We start from the raw sequence: 24,315 nt of genomic DNA, 5'->3' as shown, positions 1-24,315 counted from the left end.
ACCATGCTCCAACCACAAAGCCCGCCGCATGGCGGGCTTTGTCTATTGAGGGAAAACCGAACGTTCCCGGCAGGACTTTATCGGCTGCGAAAATAAGAATTAGCTGATGTGCGCATCAGCCGGTGCTCCTTAGCATGCAGCAATGCATCGCCTCCTGCCTCGGCGCCCGGTTGTTGACGCCCCCTCGATGGCCGCCACGGTGCTGCTGCGCTGGCTGTCACTGTGTGTACTGCTGTGCCTGCTGGGCGCGGCAGGCTTCTATCTTGCGACGCAGCTGGGTGAAGACGCCTCACAGCATCGCCGAGACATGAATGCTGCGGCGTATCGGGCACAGCTGTACTTCGATCAACGCGAAGCCTTGCTGAACTATCTCGCGGATTCCGTGGTCACATCGCCCACGCTGCGCATCGACCCTTCCGCAGCCGACAATGTCGAGGACATGCGCTGCGTGCCGTTGGGCAGCAATCGCGATGGCCTGCCATTGCAGTTGTTGCTTTCCGCAAAGGCCGAGGACACGCTCGATGCGCTGGGTGCCCGGTTGTTGCATGTCAGCGATGATCCGGATGTTTCGATGCGTTGGCTGCATACCTCGTACCCTGACAGCGTCTCTCTGCTTCCGGAATTGAACCCCGCGTTGCTGTATCAGCACGCGATGTCAGCACACGGCAGCACGCGGGTGTTCTGGGTGGCACCGCCTCAGGAGAACGCAGCGCTCTATCTCTACCGCGCCGTAGGCGACAGCATTGATCCGCAGAACTGGCTGATCCTGGTGCTGGATGCACATGCGGTAAGCCGCGCCATCAAGCCCAGCGGCGTCGGCACCGTCACGCTGTTGAATCCTCACGACGTCCGCGTAACTTCCAACAGCACTGGCGCAACCCTACTCGCCACATGGATCGGCACACATCGAGAGGATGCATTCTCCGTGGTGTGGGCACACGGGCTGCCGGGGGGACTGGCGCTGGTCAAAGGTGTCGGCCAGGACGGCTGGCGGGTGGTCTATCACCTGCCGATGACTCAGCTGCTGCGCGACATCGGCAGTCATATCGCAGGTACCTTGCTGCTGTGCTTGCTGGCGGCAGCCACCTTGTGGGCATTGATGCGGCGGGTTGACCGGCAGTTGATCCAACCTGCGCACACGAAATATCGTCAACTACTGGAAAGTTTCGATTTCGGTGCCACCGTGATCGACCTGGCGCCAATCGGCATCTGCGTCCTGCGCTGCCGCGATGCCAAGGTGGTGCTTGATAACCAATGTGCACGCGATTGGCTGGGGTGGGACACCAGCAAAGGCGACTGGAATGGCCCGTGGCGGCATATCAACAGCACGTGCATGCCGCATGCCCGCAGCCCCATTGATTTCACCACCGGCGATGGCAGACAACTGCAGGTGTTGTATGCGACCACGCGTTACCACGACGAAGATGTGTTGCTGTGCGTCTTCAATGACGTCAGTCAACACCAGCAGATGCGTACGGCACTGGAAGCCGCGCGCACGAGCGCAGACAACGCCAGCCAGGCAAAAAGTGCATTCGTGGCGACACTGAGCCACGAGATCCGCACACCGCTGTACGGCATGCTCGGGACCTTGGAGCTGCTGACGCGCACGCCGCTGGACGCGAAGCAAACGCAGTATCTTCGCCTCATCCAGCAATCTTCGTCGGTACTGCAGCAACTGATCCGCGACACGCTGGATGTCTCTCGAATCGAGTCCGGTCAGTTGTCCCTCTCGGTCGCCGCCTTCTCGCCGCTGGATCTGGCCGAGGCCACGCTGCGCTCCTACGCCGACGCGGCCATGCGCAAACACTTGCAGATACTGGTCTGCACCGATCCACAACTGCCCGCACAGGTGCTGGGTGATGCCGACCGCATTCGCCAGGTGTTGGGCAACCTGCTCAGCAACGCCATCAAGTTCACTGACGCCGGCCGCATTTTTCTACGAGTGCACTTGCTGGGATGCAAGGGCGGCATTGCATCCATCCGTTGGCAGGTCACCGATACCGGCGCGGGCATTTCTGCGCTGGAACAGACGCGGTTGTTCAAGCCATTCGGGCAACTCAACAGTCAGGCACGCGGCGAAGGCAGCGGCCTGGGGCTGGCCATCAGCGATCATCTGGTGCGCTTGATGGAGGGCGAACTTCATCTGGTCAGCGAGCCTGGATCTGGCAGCAGCTTCAGCGTGATTCTGCCGCTGCCACTGGTCGACGCCGTCGGCACCGCCGCTGAGGACGACGCGCCACATCTGCAGGTCGATCCGCCCGTCTATGTCCGCGCCGCCATTCCCGAACTGGTGGAAAGCGCCTGCCAGTGGCTGCAACGCTGGGGCGCCACTGCGCTTCCCTACGTCGAAGGCACCGCACCGAGCACGGCCGACGCGATCCTCATCGATAGCGCCCCAGGTGACTGCCCTCTCCTCACCTGGTCAGGCCCGCGTGTTGTCGCCTTGCCGGAAGCAGGTGAGATGCCAAGCCGGGATGCGTCCCACCCGAACCAGGTGTCGGTGACAGTGTTCAGCATCCGCGCCATCGCCCAAGCCGTTGCCGACCTGCAGGGCAGCGTGCATCCAGCACCCGCTGCGGCGACGCCAACAACGACAATCCAGCTTGGGCTGCGCGTGCTGGTGGCCGAGGACAACCCCATCAACCTGTTGCTGCTCAAGGAGCAGTTGAGAACGTTGGGATGCAGCGTAGTCACTGCCTGTAATGGGCGCGAGGCATTGGCCTACTGCGTCACCGGGCAATTCGATGCTGTGCTGACAGACCTCAACATGCCGGAAATGGATGGCCTGAGTTTGACGCGTCAGTTACGCGAGCGCGGCTTCGCCGCCCCCATCATTGGCGCCAGCGCCGATGCCACCGCCGAAGACCGCACACGCGGCTTCCACGCAGGAATGGATGACTACCTGCTCAAGCCCATCAACATCGAAACGCTGCACCAGGCACTGAGCAAGGTGCAATGCGGTGACACGTAGCGCGCCGAAGGCCATGCGGCGACCACTCCCAACCCTCGCATCCCGTCACTTTCACAATGCGCCACAGGCATCCACCAAACCGCACTCGCATCGACGCCGCACGATCAACGGATCTCGTCCCACAGCACGTCCCTATCCCCGCCATGCACGCGCATGGCGCTATCCACGGAGCTGCAGACAATGGACCTGACTTTCACCGGCATGCACAGCGACCCGATCGTAATCCCGCAATCGATACGCGACGCCTTCCTGCCCGCGATGCGCAGCGATCAACGGCGGTTGACGGCGGCAATGCAGCTGCAGCGTTTTGATCTGATGCAGCAGATGTTGCATCGCATTCGCGGTGCGCTGGTGATTGTCTCGGCACAGCACCTTGCCGACACAGCCAAGCTGATCGAGGACGCCATCACCAAAGGCGCCGCCCCGGAAGACTGCCTGGAATTCACCGGCCGGTTTCTGGCAACGCTGGATTCCGCGCTGTCCAGCCTGGAACTCACCGACTGGCAACGCACCGATCCCAACGTCCCGCTGCCACCCATTTAAGGGACATCACGCATGAAGATCATCATTGCCGACGACCATCCCATCGTATTGGCCGGTGTCCGTGACGTCATCGCGAACGACTCGCGCTTCGACATCATAGGTCAGGCGCTGTCACCAACAGCGCTGGTGGAAATGATGTTCGCACTCACACCAGAACTGGTGATATGCGACTACAACATGCCGGGCGACGGCCCACTCGGCGATGGCATCAAGTTGATTTCGTACCTGCGGCGCCACTTTCCGAACTGCAAAGTGCTGGTGCTGACCATGATCTCCACGCCTTCGATGGTTGCGGCGATGTACCGCGCCGGCGCCAACGGTGTCGTGCGTAAAAGCGGCGACTTGATGGAACTACGCGTGGCCCTGTCCACGCTGTTGTTGCGACGCGTCTACCGTCGGCAACAATCGCCGGAAGAGCGGCGGCAGACGCCGGAGAGCATCCGCGAGATGGCCCTGTCCCCGCGCGAATTTGAAGTCATCCGTCTGTTTATCAGCGGAAAGAGCGTGAGTGAGATCGCCAGGCGATTGAACCGCAGCAGCAAGACCGTCAGCACGCAGAAGATCAACGCCATGCGCAAGCTCGGTACGCAGAGCGATCAGGACCTGATCACGCTGTGCCTGGAATCCGATCTTTTCCGCTGAGTCGCATCGCCAGGCAAGTTCTCCACAGCCCATGTGGAGACTGTCGAGGGAAACATGTGGATAAGCCGTGGCAGTCGTTGCGCGACAAGCGTTTCGGAGGGCCGATCAATTTTTCACCACGCATCGAATCGGTGATCAACGCCGCGACCGCATGCAATCCAGCACGTTTTCCACACCCCATGTGGAGCGGAGTGCGGGAAAGATGTGGATAACCACGCACAACGCAGTCACACCAATACTCTGCGAAGCGTGGTCAATTTTTCACCAGCCATTCGACTGAGCAGATCGCAATGCGGAAGATCGCTTCGGTCACTTTTCCACACCCCATGTGGAGTGGAATGCGGGAAAGATGTGGATAAGCTGAAAAAATCCAAATACAACAACAATTTACGAACCATGATCAAATTTTCGCCAGCAGCATGAAGGGTCGCAGCAGCGCCATGCTTACCGGCGAAAAGACACTTCGCGCGCGAACGCCCTTCAACAACCCGCTGAAACCACCTACGCCCAGACGCAACAAAGCCCCGCAATGCGGGGCTTTGTTGTCCTGCTGCAACGTTGTCTGGATCAGACGTTGAAGCGGAAATGCAGCACGTCGCCTTCCTTGACGATGTAATCCTTGCCTTCCAGACGCAGGCGGCCTGCTTCCTTGGCGCCCTGCTCGCCCTTGAGGTTGATGAAATCCTCATAGCTGATGGTTTCGGCACGGATGAAGCCGCGCTCGAAGTCGGTGTGGATCACGCCCGCTGCCTGCGGTGCGGTGGAACCCGCGCGCAGCTGCCAAGCACGGACTTCCTTCACACCGGCGGTGAAGTAGGTCTGCAGGCCAAGCAGCTTGTAGCCAGCACGGATCACACGATTCAAGCCCGGCTCTTCAAGACCAAGGTCCTTCAGGAACTCATCGCGGTCGGCATCGTCCAGCTGCGCCATTTCTTCTTCGATCGAAGCACACACCGGCACCACTTCGGCACCTTCGGCCTCGGCGCGCGCGCGCACCACGTCCAGCAGCGGATTGTTCTCAAAACCGTCTTCGGCAACGTTGGCGATGTACATGAGCGGCTTCAGCGTGATCAGGAACATGTCCCGGATCAGCGCCTTCTCTTCGGCATCCAGGCCGGCCGAACGCGCCGAACGACCCTGATCCAGTGCCGCCGACAACTTTTCCAGCACCGGCTTGCGGGCCAGCGCTTCCTTGTCGTTGGCCTTGGCCGCGCGGGTCGCGCGGTCCAGTGCCTTCAACACGGATTCCAGATCGGCCAGCGCAAGCTCGGTATCGATGGTCTCGATATCGGCGATCGGATCGACCTTGTTGGCGACGTGGATGACGTTGCCATCCTCGAAGCAGCGCACGACGTGGGCGATGGCGTCGGTCTCGCGGATGTGGGCCAGGAACTTGTTGCCCAGACCTTCACCCTTGGAGGCACCGGCAACCAGACCGGCGATGTCGACGAACTCCATCGTGGTCGGGATCACGCGCTCCGGCTTGACGATCGCAGCCAGCGCATCCAGACGCGGATCGGGCACCGGCACGACGCCCGTGTTCGGCTCGATCGTGCAGAACGGGAAATTGGCCGCAGCGATGCCCGCCTTGGTCAGTGCATTGAACAGGGTCGACTTGCCCACGTTGGGCAGACCGACGATGCCGCATTTGATACCCATGCTAACTCCACGATTCGAGATTCCGGCTTGCGCTCTCCAGCAGGCATCTGCCCGGGAAACCGCAAGCCGCAATCATGGCCGTGCGGTATGCAACCGCTTCATGGCCTCACTGAAATCACCTGCCACTGCCAGCGGCATCACGTCGATGGCCGCGTCGATGGCTTGATCCATCAACACCGCATCCTGAGGCGAGGGACGATTCAACACCCAGCCCACCACGCGGTCCTTGTGACCGGGATGGCCGATGCCCAAACGCAGACGATGGAACTTGCCGTGGCCAAGCAGACGAATGGTGTCACGCAGGCCGTTCTGGCCGCCGTGGCCGCCGTCGAACTTGAGCCGTGCCACGCCAGGCGGCATGTCCAGTTCGTCGTGTGCGAGCAGCGTCTGCTCCGGCTCGATCTTCCAGAACCGCTGTGCAGCGGTCACGGATTTTCCGGAAAGATTCATGAAGGTCGCCGGCTTGAGCAGCCACACCGGCTGTCCGCCAATATCAACCTTGGCAACTTCACCGAACAGCTTGCTTTCAAGCGTCCAGCGGGCGCCCGCCCGTTCTGCCAGGGCCTCAACGAAATGAAACCCGGCATTGTGCCGGGTCCGGGCGTGTTCGGGTCCGGGGTTTCCCAAACCGACGATCAATCGCAAGCCAGTCATCTGTCAGATGCATCCGTCATGCCCGCCCCGGAGGGCGGGCACAACATGCCGATTACTCGGCCGCTGCTTCTTCTTCAGCAGTGCCAACCTTGGCGATGACGACTGCGTCGTCATGGCCCTTGCCCAGCTTCAGCGCCGGAATTTCAACGCCAGCCGGCAGCTTCAGGCCCGACAGGTAGATCACGTCGCCAGCCTTCAGCTCGCCCAGGTCGACTTCGATCGACTCCGGCAGATCCTTCGGCAAGCAGGCGATAGCCACTTCCTTCAGTTCGTGGGTGACCAGCACGTCGGCAGCCTTGCCAGCCGGCGAGGTGTCTTCGTTGATGAAGGTCAGCGGCACCGAAGCGTGCAGCACTTCATTTTCGTTCACGCGCTGGAAATCCAGGTGCATGACCAGCTGCTTGTACGGGTGACGCTGCATATCGCGCAGCAGCACCTTGTGGATGGTGCCGTCGAGGTTCAGGTCGATGATCGAGGAGTAGAACCAATCGTTGAACTGGGCCAGCCAGATCTCGTTGTGGTTGAACTCGACCTTCACCGGCTCCTTATCACCGCCGTAAACGATACCCGGGACCACACCGGCATGACGCAGGCGGCGGCTCGCACCCTGACCTTGCACGTCACGACGGGCGACTTTGATTTCGTGGGACTTTGCCATGTTGACTACTCTAGGTTGTTGCACCGCCTCGCGGCGCTGCGTAAAGACTCTTCCGCGACCAGAAGAGCCCGTTGTGATCCCCGGCAAGCCGGGGATCGGGTTCATCAATCCACGTACATCGAGCTGACCGACTCACCGAAGGCGATGCGGCGCATCGTCTCGGCCAGCATTTCGGCCACGCTGATCTGGCGGATCTTGGGACAGACGCGAGCCACTTCGGAAAGCGGAATCGTGTCGGTCACCACCAGCTCGTCGAGCTGGGAGTTGTTCAAATTGTCCACCGCCGGGCCCGAAAGCACGGCGTGGGTGCAGTACGCGGCCACCTTCAGTGCACCGCGCGCCTTGAGGGCAGCAGCGGCAGCACACAGGGTGCCGGCGGTGTCGACGATGTCATCGACCATCACGCAGGTCTTGCCTTCAACGTCACCGATGATGTTCATCACCGTGGCGACGTTGGCACGCGGACGGCGCTTGTCGATGATGGCCAGATCGGCATCATCCAAACGCTTTGCCACGGCGCGGGCGCGTACCACGCCGCCAACGTCCGGGCTGACCACGATCAGGTTGTCGGTGCCGTAGGCGCGCCAGATATCGGCAAGCAGCAGCGGCGAGGCATACACGTTGTCCACGGGCATGTCGAAGAAGCCCTGGATCTGATCGGCGTGCAGGTCGACCGTGAGGATCTGGTCGGTATTCACGGCCGAGAACATCTTTGCAGCGACCTTGGCGGTGATCGGCACACGCGAGGAACGCATGCGGCGGTCCTGACGGGCATAACCGAAGTACGGCACCACCGCGGTGACGGACGCGGCGCTCGCGCGCTTGAGCGCGTCGATGATCACCAGCAGTTCCATCAGGTTTTCGGCACTCGGGGCGCCGGTGGACTGAACCACGAACACGTCCTGCTTACGCACGTTTTCCTGGATCTCGACCTGCACTTCGCCGTCGGAGAACTTGGAAACCAGCGCCTTGCCCGGCCTCACCCCCAGTTCCTTGCAGATACTCTGCGCAAGGTGACGGTTGGCATTGCCGGAAAAGACCAGCAGGTTCGGGGAATCTTGCATGACAGCTCTCTCGGGCGGGGGCGAGTAGCGGAAGGATCGGGATTACAGCAGGGATGGCGCGTGTTGCGATTCGCGCACATCCGTTGTGCTTACAACCTCAGGGAAGGGAGTGGCAGGGGCGGTAGGATTCGAACCTACGAATGCCAGGATCAAAACCTGGTGCCTTGGGCCTCTTGGCGACGCCCCTGCATCAAACAATTCCCGTCGTATCCAGTGCATCAAGCAGTGGCGAGCGATCAACACCCGCTGCTACCCATGCCCGCAGTTCTTTCGGCAATTTCGCCAGGGCCTGCTCTGCAGCAGTGCGCGTGGTGAATTCGACGAAACAACCGCTTCCCGACCCCGTGAGCCGTGCCCGACCGATACCTGACAAGGCCTGGAACACTGCCTCGATGGCAGGTTCCCGACGCCGTAGCACCGGTTCGAACGCATTTCCGAGGACGGTCCCGGAAGCGAAGTCCGCTATTTTCACGGGCACAGCATCCCGCGTCAAATGCTGTGAGTGAAAAAGTTCAGCCGTGGGCACGTGAACACCCGGATCCACCAGCACATACCACGCTTCTGGCAGGGTAATTGCCTGCAGCTTTTCACCCACGCCTTCGGCCCAGGCACTACGTCCGCGCGCAAAAACCGGCACATCGGCGCCCAGTTTCAGGCCGATGGCGGCCAGCGCATCCTCATCCAGACCCGTGCCCCACAGCGCGTTCAGCGCCACCAGCACGGTGGCCGCGTCGGACGAACCACCACCGAAACCGCCGCCGGCCGGAATTTTCTTCTCAACCCGGATATCCGCACCTTGACTGCAATTGGTCGCCGTTTGCAGGGCGATTGCGGCACGAACGACCAGATCATCCGACTCCGCCACGCCCGGCACCGATGGCCCGTCGCGGTGAATCCGGTCGTCTTCGCGCAGGCGCAGGCCGATGCGATCACCCCAGTCCAGCAGGCGAAAGACCGTCTGCAGCTCGTGGTAACCGTCCGGCCGCCGGCCGGTGATATGCAGGAATAGATTCAGCTTGGCCGGTGCTGGCCAGTACGACCAACCCGCCGTGTCGACCACACTCATTGCCCGCCCACGCCCCATTCATCAACGATCAACCGCACCTTGGCGTCGCCATTGACCGCCTCGATACGGCGCGGCAACGAGGGACGACCGGCGTCGGCCGGGTACCAATCCAGGTAATCAACTTGCCAACCCTGCTGGCGTAATACGCGCGGACGCCCTTCGGCGTCGAAGCCCTGGTGATCCGGAATGCCTGCCGCCTGCGCGGGAAGGCCGCGCACCCAGTCAGGCAACTGCGCAACGGGAATCTCCCAACCGGTGGCCTGCAGCAGCACCTGGCCGGCGTCATCGCCACCGCGCGGGCCGCCGTCCAAGCCTTCCAGCCGCGCTTGCTGACCCGCACCGCCGGTCAGCTGCCAACTTTGCCGGGTGACGGGTGCCGAGAGACTGATCCGATAGGTCTGATCCTGCTGTTGCCAGTCGATACGGCCATTGCCGCCCTTGTTGCCCTTGCTGATGGCAACCCGGCCCTGGAACGTCCACTCCGGCTGCGCGCGCAGCGTGGCTTGGCGCGCCTGCTCGGCGGCCTGCGCCTGCGCGGAAACGCGCTCCACTTCCGCCGCTACCGGTGCTTTCTGTTTGGTGGATACCGAGGTACATGCGCCCAGCGCGCCCGCCACCAGCAGCACCAGTGGTGCCCGCCACATCATTGTTTTCATGCGCCAAATTTCTCGATCGCACGCTGCAGCGCGCGGTTGTCCGGATCCAGTTTGCGGGCCTCGTCGAAGAAGCGTCGCGCTTCCTCCTTATTGCCCAGCACCCACAGCACTTCGCCGACATGCGCGGCGATTTCCGGGTCCTTGTTCAAGCCCCAGGCGCGGCGCAGATGCACCAGCGCTTCTTCGTTACGACCCAGGCGATACAGCACCCAGCCGTAGCTGTCGACGATGGCGGCGTTGTCCGGCTCGGACACGCGTGCGCGATCGATCAGCTCCAGCGCTTCCTGATAACGCTGGGTGCGGTCGGCCAGCGTGTAGCCCAGCGCATTGAGTGCCGCAACGTTTTCCGGCTCGGCCACCAGAATCTTGCGCAGATCGGCCTCGGCACGCGGCACGTTGTCATTGCGCTCCCAGGCCAGCGCGCGGGCATACAGCAGCGCGCTGTCGTCCGGATACGCGGCCAGGCCACGGGTCAGGACATCCATTTCCGCATCGGCATTGTTCTCGCGCTGCTGCAGCTCGGCTTCCAGCAGATACGCATCGCGACGCAGGTCGTCATCCACCGCGGCATCGGCCTGGATGGCATGCACTTCGGTGGTGGCCTGCGCCTTTTTGTCCATCAGGTACAAGGCGTTGACCGCTCGCAACTGCGCTTCGCCGCGCTGCGGGCCGCCGGGCACGCCGTGGTACCAATCCACGGCTTCCTGGTAGCGCTTGAGGTATTCGGCGATCTTGCCCAGCAACAGGCGCTGCTCGGGATCGGGCTTGCTGGCCTTGCTGGAGATGTCCTGATACAGCGCCAGCAGCGCCACATCGTCCTTCTGTTTGGCCAGCAACGAGGCACGCATGCCCCAGGTCTGCAGGTTCTGTTCGCCCATCGCCAACACGTGCTCGGCCGCCGTGGGTTCGCCCAGCATGTCGTAGGTGATGGCCAGTGCGTTGCGCAGCTCCTGATCCTGCGCTGCCTTGGGCTCCACGTTCTTCAGCAGCGCCAACGCCTCGTCTTTCTTGCCGGCCTGATTGAGCTGGCTGGCGTGCAGCAAGGCCACGCGCGGCTCGTCCGGGAAGCGCTTGACCACTTCACCGACCATGCGCCGCGCCAGTTCCGGGCGCTCCATGCGCAGGGCCAGCCGGCCGAACTCCTGCCAGGCTTCCAGATCCTCGGGAATGGCATTGGCGTCGACCAACTCACCCAGCACCTGCGCCGGCACCGCCGGATCACGGCCGCCGGTGGCCAGCGCCAGCAACGCGTAGCGCCAGGCACGGGGTTCGGAGGAACGCAGCACGGCCAGCAGTTCCTTGCGGGCCAGACGGGTGTCGCCCTTGCGCATGGCCAGCGAGGCACGGGTGGCGCGCACCGCTACCGCGCCCGGATCGCGCTGCGCCCAGAGCGCCAGCGCGCGGCTGGCGCCGGCATCGTCGCCGGCCAGCATGGCGATGCGGGTCGCCCGTTCGGCCAGTCCCACATCCCCTTCCGCCTCCTGCGCCGCCTGCAGATACCAGCGCGCCGAATCGGCCAACTTACCGGCCTGCAACGAAAATTCCCCGGCCAGGACCGGGGTCATGGGACCTGCTGCTTCAGCCGCAGAGGGCGCCTGAGCGGTCCGCGCGGGGGCCGCCAGCACCGGAAAAACCGGCAGGGAAAACAACAGAACGGTGCATATGCGATGGAATACGGGCATCTGACGCGACCGGGCCGTAAAATGGCGGCCTTCAACAGCCAGCAGCTTATCGCAAGCAACTGAACAGATGACCCTGTGGGTGCTCGGACTCAATCACCAAACGGCGCCGGTGGAACTGCGCGAACGTGCTGCCTTTGGCGGTGACGCTTTGCCGCGCGCGATGGATTCGTTGCGCCAAGCGCCACAGCTGGCCGAAGCGGTGTTGCTGTCCACCTGCAACCGCACCGAGCTGTACGCGGTGGCCGAGGACAGCCAAGCGCTTGCGCACTGGCTGGAACACCACGCCGGCAACCTGCAGGGCTATCTGTACCAGCACAGCGAAAGCGAGGCCGTGCGCCACCTGTTCCGCGTGGCCACCGGTTTGGATTCGATGGTGCTGGGCGAACCGCAGATTCTGGGTCAGGTTAAGGATGCCTGGGCGCGCGCGCACGACAGCGGCGTCATCGGCCATCAGCTCGACCGCCTGTTCCAGAAGTCGTTCTCGGTCGCCAAGCGCGCCCGCACCGACACCCGCGTGGGCGCCAATCCGGTCTCGGTGGCGTCCACCGCGGTGCGGCTGGCGCAGGATTCATTCGCACGGCTGGACGAATCCACCGTTCTGCTGGTCGGCGCTGGCGAAACCATTGAGCTGGCCGCCAAGCACTTGAGCGAAGCCAAGGTGAAGCGGCTGCTGATCGCCAACCGCACCCTCGCCCACGCACAGGACCTGGCCAGCCTTCATGGCGGCGTGGCGCTGCCGCTGAGTGAGCTGGAACGGCACTTGGGCGAGGCGGATGTGGTGTTTTCGGCCACCGCCGCACGCGAACCGGTGATTCTGAAAAACCACGTTGCCACCGCCCTGCGTTCGCGCAAGCACAAGCCGATGTTGTTGTTCGACCTGGCGGTGCCGCGCGATATCGAAGCCGGCGTCGGCGAGCTGGCCGACGCCTATCTGTACAGCGTTGACGACATGGAACGGGCGGTGGAAGAAAACCGCCGCAGCCGCCGTGAAGCCGCCGCCGAGGCCGAAGCCATCATCGATCTGCAGGTTGGCCGTTATCAGGACAACCTGCGCGCAGCCCAGTTGCAGACGCCGATCCGCCAACTGCGCGCCTTTGGTGAAGCCTCCCGTGCCGAACTGCTGGCCAAGGCCCGGCAGCAACTGGCCCACGGCAAGGACGCGGATGAAGTGCTTGAGCAATTGGCGCACGGCCTGACCAACCGCCTGCTGCATCCCCCGACAGCCGCCCTGCGCCAAGCCGCGCTGGACGGCGATACTGACCTGACCCGCGCCGCCGAGCGCCTGTTCCCGGCCACACCCGGGTATCACCACCCTGTAGTGAGGACCGATGACGCCGACCCTGCGCCGTAAGTTGCTGGCCCTGGCCGAGCGCCGCGAAGAACTGGAACGCCTGCTTTCCGACCCGGCCGTCGTCGCCGACAACGAACGCTTCCGCAATTTCTCCCGCGAGTTTTCGCAATTGGAGCCGGTCGCCAACGCACTGGCTGCCGAAACGCGCGCCAAGGCCGACCTGGCCTCGGCTGAAGCGATGCGCGCTGATCCGGAACTGCGTGAGTTGGCCGAAGAGGAAATCGCCGCTGCACAGGAGCGACTGCAGGCGCTGGACGAAGAACTGGCACTGCTGCTGGTGCCACGCGATCCGCGTGATGAAGGCAATCTGTTTCTGGAGGTGCGCGCCGGCACCGGTGGCGACGAAGCGGCGATCTTCGCTGGCGATCTGTTCCGCATGTATGCGCGTTATGCCGAGCGTCAGGGCTGGAAGGTCGAAATCGAATCGGACAACCCGGGCGAACATGGCGGCTACAAGGAAGTGGTGGCGCGCGTGGTCGGCCGTGGCGCGTACTCGCGGCTGAAATTCGAGTCCGGCACCCACCGCGTGCAGCGCGTGCCCGCCACCGAATCGCAGGGCCGCATCCACACCTCCGCCGCCACCGTGGCGATCATTCCCGAAGCCGATGACGTGGAAGATATCGTCATCAATCCCGCTGATCTGCGCGTGGATACGTATCGCTCCTCCGGCGCGGGTGGCCAGCACGTCAACAAGACCGAGTCGGCGATCCGCATCACGCATCTACCCAGCGGCGTGGTGGTCGAATGCCAAACCGAGCGCAGCCAGCACGCCAATCGCGACAAGGCAATGAAGCGCCTGAAAGCGCAGCTGCTGGATGCCGAACGCAGCAAGCAGGCCGCGGCGCAGGCGGAATCGCGGCGCTTGCAGGTTGGCAGCGGTGATCGCAGCCAGCGCATCCGCACCTACAACTTTCCGCAGGGACGCATCACCGACCATCGCGTCGAAGGACTGACCCTGTACGACCTGCCCAACATCATCGAGGGTGAGCTGGATTCGTTGGTGAGTCGTTTGCAGCACGAACACCAGGTGGATGAGTTGGCACGTCTGGCCGAGGGCAGCTGAGCCTACACCCACTCCCTTGTGCGCAAGGGATGCTTTAGCTGCTGCTTTGGCTTTTGACTTACCGGGTTCCCTTCCGCAGCGACGGAGCTGGCAGATACGGCCCCAAACGGGGAGCGAAAGCCTTTGATCTTGTTTCTGCTTCAAGACCCAACAGCGAAAGCAGAATGCAGAAGCAAGAGCTTTCACTCCCCTTCGGGGAGCGAGTTACTTTTCTTTGCTTGTGCAAAGAAAAGCTAACCAAAAGAAGCGCTCTTCAACAGCCGGAGGCTGGTCAAGCACACCCTGCCTCCGCGCCCTGCGCGCTGCGCGCTCCAGGTCCACTCCGCTAACGGGATTTTTCGACTAGACATCCGTGTCTCGTCGAAAAACGACGTGCATCCATGCACGTCGCCCCATTCGGGGTCTTGTCCGTCAGCTCCGTCGCTACGGAAGGGAACCCAAACATCAAAAACCAAAGCCAGAGCCAAAGCCAAAGCCAGCACCAGAACCCATTGCTCTCCTTTGCTGCGCGAAAGGGAGAGCGCGCACGCAACATTCCTCGCCATGCTTCCTGCGCTGCTTCCGCCGATGCGCCCGACCGAGCAAAAGCCTGGCCGACACGGCAGAATCACGGCAATTGCTCCAACCGCAGCCTGATTCAATGCCCAACGCCCCCAGCGAACGCGACCAGCTTCGCAATGCCGTCACCCGCCAGCCTGCGGACTTCATTGCCTGGGTAATGTTGGCCGACGCCGAACTCGGTGCAGGCGATATCGCTGCTGGAGAAGCCGCCGCACAACGCGCTTTGCGCCTGCGCCCGGATCATCCCGAAGCCCTCGCCCGCCTCGGCCGCGCGCGCTGGATGCAGAACCAGCATCAGCAGGCGGCCGAACTGCTGCAGCGCGCCTGCCAACTGGCGCCGCAACATCCCGGCATGGCGCTGTGGCTGGGCCATGTGCTTGAAGACGCCAACCAGCCCGAAGCCGCTGCCGACGCTTACCGTCGCGCGCATCAGTTGGCACCGGATGAGGCCTACATGGCGGCGCAGCGGCTGAACTGGCAACGCCGCCTGTGCGACTGGCGCGAACTGGATGCCTTGTCACGCCAGGTTCGCAGCGCTGTCGCCCAGGGCAACCCGGCCGTGGAACCGTTCGCCTTTCTCAGTGAAGACGCCAGCCCGGCCGAGCAGCTTGCCTGCGCCCGGCAGCGCGCGCAGGTGCTGGCGCAGTCCATTCCGCGCCTGCCTGCCACCACCGTGCGCAGTCATGGCCTGCTACGGGTCGGCTTCCTGTCCAACGGCTTTGGCGCGCATCCGACCGGCCTGCTGACGGTGGCGTTGTTTGAACAACTGCGTGCCGCTCCCCAACTGCAGCTGCATTTGTTCGCGTTGAATCACGACGACGGCAGCGGCATCCGCAAGCGCCTGCACGCGGCCGCGCATGTGCTGCACGATGTCTCGGCACAGCCGCATATCGCCATTGCACGCCACATTCGTGAGGCCGGCATTGATGTGTTGTTCGACCTGCGCGGCTGGGGCGGCGGTGGCACGCCGGAGGTACTGGCGATGCGACCTGCGCCGGTGCAGATCAACTGGCTGGCCTACCCCGGCACTTCGGGTGCGCCGTGGCTGGATTACGTGCTGGCCGATGATTTCGTGCTGCCGCCGATGCTGGAGTCCGCCTTCAGTGAAAAGGTGCTGCGCCTGCCGCGCGCCTTCCAGCCATCGGACAACACCCGCGTTGTTGATGAAGCGCCGTCGCGACGCGATTGCGGGCTGCCGGCGCAAGGCGTGGTGTTCTGCTGTTTCAACAACAGCTACAAGCTCAATCCGCGCAGCGTGAGCCGCTTGCTTGACGTGCTCAAGGGCGTTCCCGGCAGCGTGCTTTGGCTGTTGTCCGGGCCGGGCAAGGCGGATGAGCGACTGCGCGAGGTCGCGCGCCACAACGGCGTGGAGCCGTCGCGATTGGTCTTCATGAGCAAGCTGCCGCATCCGCAGTATCTGGCGCGCTATCGCCACGCCGACCTGTTTCTGGACACGCATCCATACAACGCGCACACCACGGCCTCCGATGCGCTGTGGGCGGGTTGCCCGGTGCTGACCGCGCCCGGCGATACGTTCGCTGCGCGCGTGGCCGGCAGCCTCAACCATCACCTGGGGCTGGACGACATGAACGTGGCCGACGATGCCACTTTCATCGCAACCGCCATCACCCTGGGCAATGACCCGGCCGCACTGCAGACGTTGCGTCAGCGGCTGGCCGATGCACGCAACCGTGCTGGGGTGTTCGACATGGCCGGCTTCGCAACGGACTTCGCTGCACTGTTGCAGCGACTGGCTCGCGAGCACGGCTGGCAAGGCACTGACGCCGGCTGACACCACGCTGCGCTAGGCTCGGCACTTCACACCGGGAGCGACCATGGCCAAGCTCAAGCGCAAGGAATACGAACAGCTGCTGGAACCCATGCAGCTGGAACTGGCCAACATGGCGCGCTGGGCACAGCATTGCGGGCAGCGCGTACTGGTCCTGTTCGAGGGCCGCGACACCGCCGGCAAGGGCGGCGCCATCCAGGATGTGGCAAAGCACCTCAACCCACGCCAATGCCGCGTGGTCGCGCTGCCCAAGCCCACCGAGCGCGAAAGCACGCAGTGGTATTTCCAGCGGCACATTGCCCACCTGCCGGCTGCGGGCGAAATCGTGTTGATGGACCGCAGCTGGTACAACCGCGCCGGCGTGGAAAAGGTGATGGGCTATTGCACCGATGCGCAATACCAGGCCTTCCTGGCGCAGGCGCCGGTGTTCGAGAAGCTGCTGGTGGACGATGGGATTCTGTTGTTCAAGTACTGGCTGTGCGTGGACCAGGAGCAGCAGGAAAAACGCTTTGCCGAGCGCCGCGAGGATCCACTCAAGGGCTGGAAGCTGTCACCGGTGGATTTGAAGTCACGCCTGGCGTATGACGACTACAGCCGCGCTCGCGAGGCCATGCTGCAGGCAACGCATAGTCACCACGCGCCGTGGACGCTGGTGGATTTCAACGACCAGAAACGCGGCCGACTGACCTTGATCCGCGACCTGCTGGATCGCCTGCCTGACACCCATATCGACGAGCCACTGGTGGAGTTGCCGCCACTGAAGGGCAAGCCGAAGAAAGAGAAATATGGCGTGGTGAAGCCGTTGCCTTCGATAGTGTTGAGCATCGATGCGCCGTAGGCGTTCGCATCCTCTGGCCGGGAGTTGCGTTGAACAAAAACGCTGAAGCCCCTCTCCCGTTTACGGGAGAGGGGTTGGGGTGAGGGAATGCTTTTTGGAAGCATTGAAGCCCCTCATCCGCCCTTCGGGCACCTTCTCCCGCGAGCGGGAGAAGGGAAGGAGCCCCTCGCTATCGTCTTACGCCGCCTTGCCGCCGGCAGCCGCAATCGCCTGCTCGATGTCGTGCGCGTTGACTGGGCCCAGGAACTGCTTGGCAACCTTGCCGTCCGGTGCGATCAGGTAGGTCATCGGCAAGCCGCGCGGGGTGGCGAAATCACTGGGCGGGCGGTAGGTGTCAACGATGGCGATGGGATAGGCCACGGGGTGCTCTTTGAGGAAGGTCTGCATCTCGTCCAGCTCGATGTCCTCGTATGCCAGCCCGATCACTTCCACGTTGCTGCGCATGGCGTGCAGCGCCGACAACTCCGGCATTTCCTGCAGGCACGGTGCGCACCAGGTCGCCCAGAAATTGATCACCACCCACTGCCCGCGATGGCTGGCCAGATCGTAGGCCTTGCCGTCCACGGTCTGCACCTTCAACTGCGGCATCTCCGCGGTCTGTTGCACGACGCCAGGCTGTTCCGCTGCGGCGGGCTCGGTGGCTTGCGGCGGCGTGGTGGGCGCCGGTTCGGGCGTTGCGGTGGGTGCTGCGGGTTTGCAGCCCGCCAACAGCAGGCCCAGCAACGCGAAGGGAAGCAACTTGCGGATCATCGGGAATCTCCAGTGTTCGTGTAGATATCGTCCACGCGGCGCTTGAGCAGCTCGCGCAATGGCACGCGCAGTTCATCCAGCGCGCGGCAGGCCGCCTGGCCCAGTGCGTCGTCGCGGAAAGGCAGGTATTCCTCGGCCACCGGAATGCGTAGCTGCGCGCTTTCGTACAGCTCGTTCAGGGTGATGCGATCCAGGTCGCGGGCCAGAAACCATTGGCCTTGTTCGTCACGACGCAGCAGGTCGATGCCTTCCATCTGCTCCAGCAACTGCTGCAGCAGCGAGTCGGTGAGCATCGGCTCCAGCGTCAGTATCTGCTCTTCGTCCAGCCCCTTGCCCTGTTCCCGCGCCTCGCGGAAACGGCCGAGCAGACGCAGCAGGCCATACAACTCGCCGCCCTGCGGCAGCCGCAAGGCCACCGGCTGGTAACGGAAGGCGGCACTGGAGGACGCCAGCGATGCGCCGAGCAGTACCGACACCCAGCCCAGATAGATCCACAGCAGCAGGATCGGCACGAACGCCACGGTGCCGTAGAGCTTCTGGTACGACTGGAAACTGCCCAGGTACAGGCCCATGCCCCACTTCACCGATTCCAGCATCAGCACTGCCAGCATCGCGCCCGGAATGGCGTGCCGCCACTTCACGGTGTGGTGCGGCACCACGCGGTAGATCAGCACCACGCAGGCCAGTTCGATCAACACCGGCGCCAGCCGCAGACCGATATCCGCCAGCCAGCGGCCTTCGTTGGTGCCGAACAACGGCAGCGACAACACCTTGGCCGACACCGCCAGCGAGGCGGCAGCCAGCATCGCGCCCAGCGTCAGCACCGTCCAATACACCAGGAAGCGGGTCAGCGTGGGCCGCGCCGAGGCGACCCGCCAGATGCGGTTGAAGGTCTGCTCGACGTTGTTGAGCGTAATCAGCAGCGACACTACCAAAGCGATGAAGCCGGCGGCGGTCAGTTGCCCGGCACTGGCCGAGAACTGCCGCAGGTAGCCTTCCGCCGCACGCGCTGCCGACGGCACGAAATTGGAGAACACGTAGTCACTCAGTGCCTCGCTCCAGCGCTCGAACATCGGGAACGCCGAGAGCACACCAAACACCACGATGGCCAGCGGCACCAGCGCGAAGACCGTGGTGTAGGCCAGTGAACCCGCCGCCTGGAACAGGCGGTCATCGACAAAGCGATGCCACAGAAAGCGCGCGAAGCTGATGTTCCGCGCCCGGTCGCGCACGCGTTCCATCCATAGATTGAGTGAGTCCAAAGGTTCCATGCGGCAAGGGTACCCGATGCAAAGCGCGGCCCGCATCGCCGATACTGCCGGCTCCTGCGTGATGATTGGATGGTGTGATGGCGGAAATCCTGGTGCTGTATTACAGCCGTGGCGGCTCGGTGGCGCGGTTGGCCCGGCAGATCGCCCGTGGCATTGGCGAGGTGCCCGGCATGAGCGCACGCCTGCGCACGGTGCCGCCGGTAGCCGCTGTCACCCAGACCAGCGCTCCGCCGGTGCCTGACGATGGCGCCCCGTATGTGGAGATCAGCGACCTGGCCGAGTGCGACGGCATCGTGCTGGGCAGCCCCACCCGCTTCGGCAACATGGCCGCGCCGGTCAAACACTTTCTGGATGGTCTGGGCGCCGAATGGGTGAACGGCACGCTGGCCGGCAAACCGGCCGCCGTGTTCACCTCCACCGCCTCGATGCACGGCGGCCAGGAATCGACTCTGCTGTCGATGCAGATCCCGCTGCTGCACCACGGCTGTCTGATTGTCGGCATCCCGTTCACCGAGCCGGCGCTCAGCCACACCACCACCGGCGGCACGCCTTACGGCGCCAGCCATGTGGCCGGCGCCCAGGACGATCCGCAACCCAGCGACGATGAAGCCCATCTGGCCCGCGTGCTGGGCCGACGCGTGGCCGACATCGCCAAGCGGCTGGCGCAATGAGTTCGCGCGGCCGCGATCTGCTGCTCAGTCTGGCCTTGCTGCTGCTGGCAGCGTTGTTTGCGTGGTGGTTCCGCGCCGACCGCCAATTGGTTGCCGTACTGCTGATATTCGTCGCCCCACCGCTGCTGTTGCTGGCCGGCGTACTGGCACAGCGTGCGGTCGCCCGCTTCTGGGCCGGGGTGCTGGCGCTGTTCTGGTTCAGCCACGGCGTGATGAATGCCTGGGCATACCGTGACGTGGCGCTGTACGCCTGGGCCGAGATTGCGCTGTCACTGCTGATCGTGGCACTGGTCAGCGTGCCGGGCGTGCGTGCGCGGTTTGCGCGTAAAAAGGCCGAGCAAGGCTGAAGCCGGGCTGGGAAAGCGGGTAGCGCCGAGCCATGCTCGGCTGGAGCTTTCCCGACGACGCGCAGCCGAGCATGGCTCGGCGCTACAGGGCTTTGCCTCGCTCGACGCTACCGGGCCTTCCGGCTTTATCATGCGCAGCATCGCGGCACAGCGCCGCACGCAGTCACCGCAAGGATTTACCGCAATGATGGAAGAACTCCTGGTCGTCACCACCGGCGGCACGATCGACAAGATCTACTTCGACGACAAATCCGATTACCAGATCGGCGACCCGCAGATCGGCATGATCCTGCGCGAGCTGGGCGTGACGTTCCGCTTCAATGTGATCCCGATCCTGCGCAAGGATTCGCTGCACATCAGCGATGACGACCGCGAGCTGATCCGCGCCACCATCGCCGCGCAGCCGACCCGCCATGTGCTGGTCACCCACGGCACTGATTCGATGGTCGCCACCGGCAAGGTGCTGCAGACCATTCCCGACAAGACCATCGTGATGACCGGTGCGCTCAGCCCGGCGCGGTTCCGTGGTTCGGATGCGGAGTTCAACATCGGCTGCGCCATCGGCGCGGTGCAGTCGCTGCCGCCGGGTGTTTTCATCGCCATGAACGGCCGTATCTGGGACCCCACCCAGGTGCGCAAGAACGTGGACGCAAACCGCTTCGAGGCGATCTGAGTGGCCAAGGGCACTCGCGCCAACGCCGCCCTGGACAAGGCCGGGATCGCCCACGGGTTGCACGCATATGACTATTCGGCCGATGTCGATAGCAAGGGCCTGGCCGCCGCGCAGGCGCTGGGCATCGCGCCAGCACGGATGTTCAAGACCTTGATGGCGTGGGTGGACAAGCAGCCGGTGATCGCGGTGATCCCCAGCGACCAGCGCTTGTCGTTGAAGAAACTTGCCGCCCATTGCGGCGGCAAGCATGCGCAGATGATGGAAGTCACCGAGGCCGAGCGCCGCAGCGGTTACAAGGTGGGCGGCATCAGCCCGTTCGCACAACAGCGCCCGGCCAGCATCGTGTTTGCCGATGACGTGCAACAGCACGCCTCGGTGTACCTCAACGCCGGCCAACGCGGCCTGCTGCTGGATATCGCCCCGATCGATGCACTGCGCTTTCTGCAAGCGCAGTGCGCGGACATTCTTGAGGGTTGAGTTGGACTTGAAGCCTGGGCCTGGGCTTGGGATTACGTTTCCGACCATCTCTCAGACCGTCATTCCCGCGCAGGCGGGGCTTTCAACCGACGAATGTCGGGTAATCGCTGTGGCTTCCGCTGTCAGGTGGCTGAACCAGATCCAGCACGATTCCCGCTACGCGGGAAGGCCTCGCTGAGCGCAACAGCCTCACAGCACCCTCACCCCAACCCCTCTCCCGCTCGCGGGAGAGGGGCTTGGAGAACTGCGAGTGCAAGCAACATGAGCCCCTCGCCCGCGAGCGGGAGAGGGGTTGGGGTGAGGGCAGCCGTTGAAAACCAACCCGCAGCCACAACCGTCAACAAAAAACCCGCCACGTCTCCGCAGCGGGTTTTTAAAGTTTGCGTGGCGGCAGAACTCAGCCGGCCAGGCGCACCAACCAACCGTGACGGTCCGGCTGACGGCCGTACTGGATGTCGGTCAGTTCCTTGCGCAGCGACATGGTCACTTCACCCGCCGGCGCGCTCAGGTCGCCTACCGAGAAGCCTTCACCCTTGAGCTGGCCAATCGGAGTGATGACCGCCGCAGTACCGCAGGCGAACACTTCGGTGATCTCGCCCGAAGCCACGCCCTGCTTCCACTCGTCGATGGTCACCTTGCGCTCTTCCACGTTCATGCCGCGGTCGCGGGCAAGTTGCAGGATCGATTCGCGGGTGATGCCTTCCAGGATGCTGCCCGACAGTTCCGGGGTGACCAGGGTATTGGTCTTGCCGTACACCAGGAACACGTTCATGCCGCCCAGTTCTTCCAGGTACTTGCCTTCGACCGGGTCCAGGAACAGCACCTGCGAGCAACCCTGTGCCTGCGCCTGCTGCTGCGGCAGCAGCGAAGCGGCGTAGTTGCCACCGCACTTGGCCGCGCCGGTGCCGCCCTTGGCGGCACGCGCGTAGTCGGTGGACAGCCAGATGGCGACCGGTGCCACGCCCTTGGCGAAGTACGGGCCGGCCGGGCTGGCGATCACGTAGTAACTGGCCTTCTGCGCGCCGCGCACGCCGAGGAACGCCTCGTCGCCGATCATGAAGGGGCGGAAGTACAGGCTGGCCTCGTCGGCATCGGACACCCAGTCCTTGTCCAACGCCACCAGTTGCTTGAGCGACTCGACAAAGATGTCGGCCGGCAGCTCCGGCAGCACCAGACGGCGCGCCGAACGCTGCAGGCGTGCCGCGTTGGCTTCCGGACGGAACGTCCACACCGAGCCGTCAGCGTGACGGTAGGCCTTGATGCCCTCGAAAATTTCCTGACCGTAATGCAGTACGGCAGCGGCCGGGTCCAATGCGATCGGGCCGTACGGCGTTACCGCCGCGTCGTGCCAGCCGGTGTCCTTGTCCCAGCGTACGGCCACCATGTGGTCGGTGAAGTGCAGGCCAAAGCCCGGCTTCTCCAGGATCTTGGCGCGCTCATCGGCGCTGCGCGGGTTGGCCGAACGGGTGACAGCAAAGCTCAGGGAAGACTGGGACACCGGGTAATTCCTTCCAGATTGCGGGATGGGCACCGGCGCCACTGCGGCCGCCGGTTGATTGCGAGCCGGCTTCCCCCTGCAGTTTCCAGTCAACACCGGTGCTGCAGGAGCGAGCCAACCGTTACAGCATGCCAGTTTCCAGACGCGCCGCCTCAGACATCATGTGACGCCCCCACGGTGGGTCGAACACCAGATCGACGTCGGCCTGCGCCACCGTCGGAATCATTTCCAGTTTGCTGCGCACGTCGTCGACCAGAATCTCACCCATGCCGCAACCGGGCGCGGTCAGGGTCATCTTGACGTCGACCTCGCGCTGGCCATCGTCCAGGTGCTTGATGTCCACTTCGTAGATCAGCCCCAGGTCAACGATGTTGAACGGGATTTCCGGGTCGAAACAGGTCCGCAGCTGCTGCCAGACCAGTTTCTCGACGTCTTCGTCGGCGGCGCCTTCGGGCAGTTCCAGCCCCGGCGGCGGTTCCTTGCCGATGGCGTCGCCATCCTTGCCGGCGATGCGGAACAAGTTGCCTTCGACGAACACGGTATAGCTGCCACCCAGTGCCTGGGTGATGTAACCGTAACTGCCAGCGGGCAGGGTCACGCTATCGCCCTGCGGCACCATGACGGCCGGGCAATCACGTTCGAAATGGACGGGTTCACTGCTACGCGAATACATGTGGATCGATATGGGGACGCGGGGGCTGCCCGCAAGGTGCGACATTTTATCCGACTGAGCGCCTCCCCCGCTGACCGGCTATGCTGCGTGACCTGTTTGGGAATACCCATGTCCTCTGTTTCCTCGTCGGCGCGCTCCACCCACCACTGGCTTTGGCCACTGCTGTTGCTGCTGGGAAGTATCACCATCACCGTCGCGTGGCTGCTGGCCGCGCTGGCCACCGGCACCCAAGCCGGCTGGATGGCGGTCGTGGCTGCGCTGGAAGCCGCATGGATGCTGCGTCTTGGCACATTCCGTGCCGGCCCGGCCCGAGTGGCCGTCGCCATCGCCGCGACGCTGTTGATCGCATTGGCCGCCAACTGGGCAATTGCTGCTGCGTACATCGGCGGGCCGATGGGGCTCACTCCGTGGGAATCAGCGTTTCGTATGGGGCCACATCTGGCCTGGACGCTGCTGTCGCTGGCCAACGGCCTGGCAGAGGGCATCTGGCTGGTGATCGCCGCGCTGGTGGCCTGGCGCGTCGCGCGCTGAGCACGCCCTGATCTTGCTGGGATTTCATCCCAGCCCACGAGTTGAATCCTGATCGCATTCCTGGCTACGGATATCGGCGGCCCGTGGAGGCGTTGTCCGTAGGTTGGGATGAAACAACGCGCAATCCCAGCGATGACGGGCGATTGCATCGTCTGTGCCGGGACGCCATCCCAGCCTACGACCCTGGTTGGGTGCCGCTGTTCATTTCCCCACCAATCACTCCTAGT

At 63.6% G+C, this 24,315-nt stretch carries 23 protein-coding genes and 1 tRNA gene; 12 read left to right on the top strand and 12 right to left on the bottom strand.

Annotated elements, in window-relative coordinates; genetic code table 11:
- Window positions 1-142 precede the first annotated feature (142 nt).
- From ACREP4_RS04675 to ACREP4_RS04665, 3 genes are all read left to right on the top strand, one after another.
- Window positions 143-2,971, top strand: coding sequence for a response regulator (locus ACREP4_RS04675; RefSeq protein WP_431595036.1), 2,829 nt, complete (start codon window positions 143-145; stop codon window positions 2,969-2,971).
- Window positions 2,972-3,151: 180 nt separating this feature from the next.
- Complete coding sequence (locus ACREP4_RS04670; RefSeq protein WP_431595035.1) at window positions 3,152-3,514, top strand: Hpt domain-containing protein; 363 nt, start codon at window positions 3,152-3,154, stop codon at window positions 3,512-3,514.
- 12 nt (window positions 3,515-3,526) lie between these two features.
- Window positions 3,527-4,156: a response regulator gene (locus ACREP4_RS04665; RefSeq protein WP_431595034.1), complete on the top strand. Its 630-nt coding sequence runs from the start codon at window positions 3,527-3,529 to the stop codon at window positions 4,154-4,156.
- A gap of 567 nt (window positions 4,157-4,723) precedes the next feature.
- Here the strand turns inward: ACREP4_RS04665 and ychF are convergent.
- From ychF to ACREP4_RS04625, 8 genes are all read right to left on the bottom strand, one after another.
- On the bottom strand, window positions 4,724-5,815 hold the full coding sequence (ychF, locus tag ACREP4_RS04660) for a redox-regulated ATPase YchF (protein WP_431595033.1): 1,092 nt from the start codon (window positions 5,813-5,815) through the stop codon (window positions 4,724-4,726).
- Window positions 5,816-5,887: 72 nt separating this feature from the next.
- On the bottom strand, window positions 5,888-6,469 hold the full coding sequence (gene pth, locus ACREP4_RS04655; protein WP_431595032.1) for an aminoacyl-tRNA hydrolase: 582 nt from the start codon (window positions 6,467-6,469) through the stop codon (window positions 5,888-5,890).
- A 52-nt stretch (window positions 6,470-6,521) separates the two neighbouring features.
- Window positions 6,522-7,127, bottom strand: a complete 606-nt coding sequence (locus ACREP4_RS04650) for a 50S ribosomal protein L25/general stress protein Ctc (RefSeq protein WP_431595031.1) — start codon at window positions 7,125-7,127, stop codon at window positions 6,522-6,524.
- Window positions 7,128-7,231: 104 nt separating this feature from the next.
- Window positions 7,232-8,191, bottom strand: coding sequence for a ribose-phosphate diphosphokinase (locus ACREP4_RS04645; protein ID WP_431595030.1), 960 nt, complete (start codon window positions 8,189-8,191; stop codon window positions 7,232-7,234).
- Window positions 8,192-8,301: 110 nt separating this feature from the next.
- Window positions 8,302-8,378 (bottom strand) — tRNA-Gln (locus ACREP4_RS04640).
- Window positions 8,379-8,381: 3 nt separating this feature from the next.
- The gene (gene ispE / locus ACREP4_RS04635; RefSeq protein ID WP_431595029.1) at window positions 8,382-9,257 is read right to left on the bottom strand and encodes a 4-(cytidine 5'-diphospho)-2-C-methyl-D-erythritol kinase; all 876 of its coding nucleotides are present in this window, start codon (window positions 9,255-9,257) and stop codon (window positions 8,382-8,384) included.
- Window positions 9,254-9,913, bottom strand: coding sequence for a lipoprotein insertase outer membrane protein LolB (gene lolB / locus ACREP4_RS04630; protein WP_431595028.1), 660 nt, complete (start codon window positions 9,911-9,913; stop codon window positions 9,254-9,256). Before lolB ends, ispE begins: the two co-directional genes overlap by 4 nt.
- Complete coding sequence (locus tag ACREP4_RS04625) at window positions 9,910-11,595, bottom strand: tetratricopeptide repeat protein (RefSeq protein ID WP_431595027.1); 1,686 nt, start codon at window positions 11,593-11,595, stop codon at window positions 9,910-9,912. The genes lolB and ACREP4_RS04625 overlap by 4 nt, the downstream gene beginning before the upstream one ends.
- A 67-nt stretch (window positions 11,596-11,662) precedes the next feature.
- Between ACREP4_RS04625 and hemA the strand changes: the two genes are divergently transcribed.
- The 4 genes from hemA to ppk2 all read left to right on the top strand — a co-directional run bounded on the left by hemA (window position 11,663) and on the right by ppk2 (window position 17,197).
- Entirely contained in the window at window positions 11,663-12,946 is a 1,284-nt protein-coding gene (hemA, locus tag ACREP4_RS04620) for a glutamyl-tRNA reductase (RefSeq protein ID WP_431595026.1), read from the top strand.
- Complete coding sequence (gene prfA / locus ACREP4_RS04615) at window positions 12,924-14,009, top strand: peptide chain release factor 1 (RefSeq protein ID WP_431595025.1); 1,086 nt, start codon at window positions 12,924-12,926, stop codon at window positions 14,007-14,009. The genes hemA and prfA overlap by 23 nt, the downstream gene beginning before the upstream one ends.
- Window positions 14,010-14,649: 640 nt before the next feature.
- The gene (locus ACREP4_RS04610; RefSeq protein ID WP_431595024.1) at window positions 14,650-16,362 is read left to right on the top strand and encodes a tetratricopeptide repeat protein; all 1,713 of its coding nucleotides are present in this window, start codon (window positions 14,650-14,652) and stop codon (window positions 16,360-16,362) included.
- 43 nt (window positions 16,363-16,405) lie between these two features.
- Window positions 16,406-17,197: a polyphosphate kinase 2 gene (ppk2, locus tag ACREP4_RS04605; RefSeq protein WP_431595023.1), complete on the top strand. Its 792-nt coding sequence runs from the start codon at window positions 16,406-16,408 to the stop codon at window positions 17,195-17,197.
- A 177-nt stretch (window positions 17,198-17,374) separates the two neighbouring features.
- Here the strand turns inward: ppk2 and ACREP4_RS04600 are convergent, their stop codons facing one another.
- Window positions 17,375-17,947: a TlpA family protein disulfide reductase gene (locus ACREP4_RS04600; protein WP_431595022.1), complete on the bottom strand. Its 573-nt coding sequence runs from the start codon at window positions 17,945-17,947 to the stop codon at window positions 17,375-17,377.
- A complete protein-coding gene (locus ACREP4_RS04595) occupies window positions 17,944-19,218 on the bottom strand; it encodes a YihY family inner membrane protein (protein ID WP_431595021.1) in 1,275 nt (424 codons plus the stop codon). Before ACREP4_RS04595 ends, ACREP4_RS04600 begins: the two co-directional genes overlap by 4 nt.
- Before the next feature lie 77 nt (window positions 19,219-19,295).
- On the opposite strand from ACREP4_RS04595, the gene wrbA reads away from it, so the two are divergent.
- The 4 genes from wrbA to ybaK all read left to right on the top strand — a co-directional run bounded on the left by wrbA (window position 19,296) and on the right by ybaK (window position 21,386).
- A complete protein-coding gene (gene wrbA, locus ACREP4_RS04590; protein ID WP_057633191.1) occupies window positions 19,296-19,889 on the top strand; it encodes an NAD(P)H:quinone oxidoreductase in 594 nt (197 codons plus the stop codon).
- On the top strand, window positions 19,886-20,236 hold the full coding sequence (locus ACREP4_RS04585; protein WP_431595020.1) for a DUF2069 domain-containing protein: 351 nt from the start codon (window positions 19,886-19,888) through the stop codon (window positions 20,234-20,236). Before wrbA ends, ACREP4_RS04585 begins: the two co-directional genes overlap by 4 nt.
- A gap of 187 nt (window positions 20,237-20,423) precedes the next feature.
- Window positions 20,424-20,909, top strand: a complete 486-nt coding sequence (locus tag ACREP4_RS04580) for an asparaginase domain-containing protein (protein ID WP_431595320.1) — start codon at window positions 20,424-20,426, stop codon at window positions 20,907-20,909.
- Entirely contained in the window at window positions 20,910-21,386 is a 477-nt protein-coding gene (gene ybaK, locus ACREP4_RS04575) for a Cys-tRNA(Pro) deacylase (protein WP_431595019.1), read from the top strand.
- 397 nt (window positions 21,387-21,783) lie between these two features.
- Here ybaK and ACREP4_RS04570 read toward each other — a convergent pair whose 3' ends face one another.
- On the bottom strand, window positions 21,784-22,884 hold the full coding sequence (locus tag ACREP4_RS04570) for a branched-chain amino acid aminotransferase (protein WP_431595018.1): 1,101 nt from the start codon (window positions 22,882-22,884) through the stop codon (window positions 21,784-21,786).
- A gap of 121 nt (window positions 22,885-23,005) precedes the next feature.
- Window positions 23,006-23,557 carry a putative Fe-S cluster assembly protein SufT gene (gene sufT / locus ACREP4_RS04565; protein WP_269790228.1) on the bottom strand — a complete coding sequence of 184 codons (552 nt, stop codon included), beginning with the start codon at window positions 23,555-23,557 and terminating at the stop codon, window positions 23,006-23,008.
- A 108-nt stretch (window positions 23,558-23,665) separates the two neighbouring features.
- On the opposite strand from sufT, the gene ACREP4_RS04560 reads away from it, so the two are divergent.
- Window positions 23,666-24,088: a hypothetical protein gene (locus tag ACREP4_RS04560; protein ID WP_431595017.1), complete on the top strand. Its 423-nt coding sequence runs from the start codon at window positions 23,666-23,668 to the stop codon at window positions 24,086-24,088.
- Window positions 24,089-24,315: the final 227 nt, after the last annotated feature.

The sequence above is a fragment of the Stenotrophomonas sp. genome, assembly GCF_050737575.1.
Classification (GTDB): Bacteria; Pseudomonadota; Gammaproteobacteria; order Xanthomonadales; family Xanthomonadaceae; genus Stenotrophomonas.
Note: the sequence above shows the minus strand (reverse complement) of the source record. Positions and strands in the feature narration are given on the sequence as shown.

Excerpts from the sequence above, each read along its gene's own strand:
- ACREP4_RS04675 (WP_431595036.1), top strand. The coding sequence starts at position 143 with ATGCATCGCCTCCTGCCTCGGCGCCCGGTTGTTGACGCCCCCTCGATG.
- ACREP4_RS04670 (WP_431595035.1), top strand. The coding sequence starts at position 3,152 with ATGGACCTGACTTTCACCGGCATGCACAGCGACCCGATCGTAATCCCG.
- ACREP4_RS04665 (WP_431595034.1), top strand. The coding sequence starts at position 3,527 with ATGAAGATCATCATTGCCGACGACCATCCCATCGTATTGGCCGGTGTC.
- ychF (WP_431595033.1), bottom strand. The coding sequence starts at position 5,815 with ATGGGTATCAAATGCGGCATCGTCGGTCTGCCCAACGTGGGCAAGTCG.
- pth (WP_431595032.1), bottom strand. The coding sequence starts at position 6,469 with ATGACTGGCTTGCGATTGATCGTCGGTTTGGGAAACCCCGGACCCGAA.
- ACREP4_RS04650 (WP_431595031.1), bottom strand. The coding sequence starts at position 7,127 with ATGGCAAAGTCCCACGAAATCAAAGTCGCCCGTCGTGACGTGCAAGGT.
- ACREP4_RS04645 (WP_431595030.1), bottom strand. The coding sequence starts at position 8,191 with ATGCAAGATTCCCCGAACCTGCTGGTCTTTTCCGGCAATGCCAACCGT.
- ispE (WP_431595029.1), bottom strand. The coding sequence starts at position 9,257 with ATGAGTGTGGTCGACACGGCGGGTTGGTCGTACTGGCCAGCACCGGCC.
- lolB (WP_431595028.1), bottom strand. The coding sequence starts at position 9,913 with ATGAAAACAATGATGTGGCGGGCACCACTGGTGCTGCTGGTGGCGGGC.
- ACREP4_RS04625 (WP_431595027.1), bottom strand. The coding sequence starts at position 11,595 with ATGCCCGTATTCCATCGCATATGCACCGTTCTGTTGTTTTCCCTGCCG.
- hemA (WP_431595026.1), top strand. The coding sequence starts at position 11,663 with ATGACCCTGTGGGTGCTCGGACTCAATCACCAAACGGCGCCGGTGGAA.
- prfA (WP_431595025.1), top strand. The coding sequence starts at position 12,924 with ATGACGCCGACCCTGCGCCGTAAGTTGCTGGCCCTGGCCGAGCGCCGC.
- ACREP4_RS04610 (WP_431595024.1), top strand. The coding sequence starts at position 14,650 with ATGCCCAACGCCCCCAGCGAACGCGACCAGCTTCGCAATGCCGTCACC.
- ppk2 (WP_431595023.1), top strand. The coding sequence starts at position 16,406 with ATGGCCAAGCTCAAGCGCAAGGAATACGAACAGCTGCTGGAACCCATG.
- ACREP4_RS04600 (WP_431595022.1), bottom strand. The coding sequence starts at position 17,947 with ATGATCCGCAAGTTGCTTCCCTTCGCGTTGCTGGGCCTGCTGTTGGCG.
- ACREP4_RS04595 (WP_431595021.1), bottom strand. The coding sequence starts at position 19,218 with ATGGAACCTTTGGACTCACTCAATCTATGGATGGAACGCGTGCGCGAC.
- wrbA (WP_057633191.1), top strand. The coding sequence starts at position 19,296 with ATGGCGGAAATCCTGGTGCTGTATTACAGCCGTGGCGGCTCGGTGGCG.
- ACREP4_RS04585 (WP_431595020.1), top strand. The coding sequence starts at position 19,886 with ATGAGTTCGCGCGGCCGCGATCTGCTGCTCAGTCTGGCCTTGCTGCTG.
- ACREP4_RS04580 (WP_431595320.1), top strand. The coding sequence starts at position 20,424 with ATGGAAGAACTCCTGGTCGTCACCACCGGCGGCACGATCGACAAGATC.
- sufT (WP_269790228.1), bottom strand. The coding sequence starts at position 23,557 with ATGTATTCGCGTAGCAGTGAACCCGTCCATTTCGAACGTGATTGCCCG.
- ACREP4_RS04560 (WP_431595017.1), top strand. The coding sequence starts at position 23,666 with ATGTCCTCTGTTTCCTCGTCGGCGCGCTCCACCCACCACTGGCTTTGG.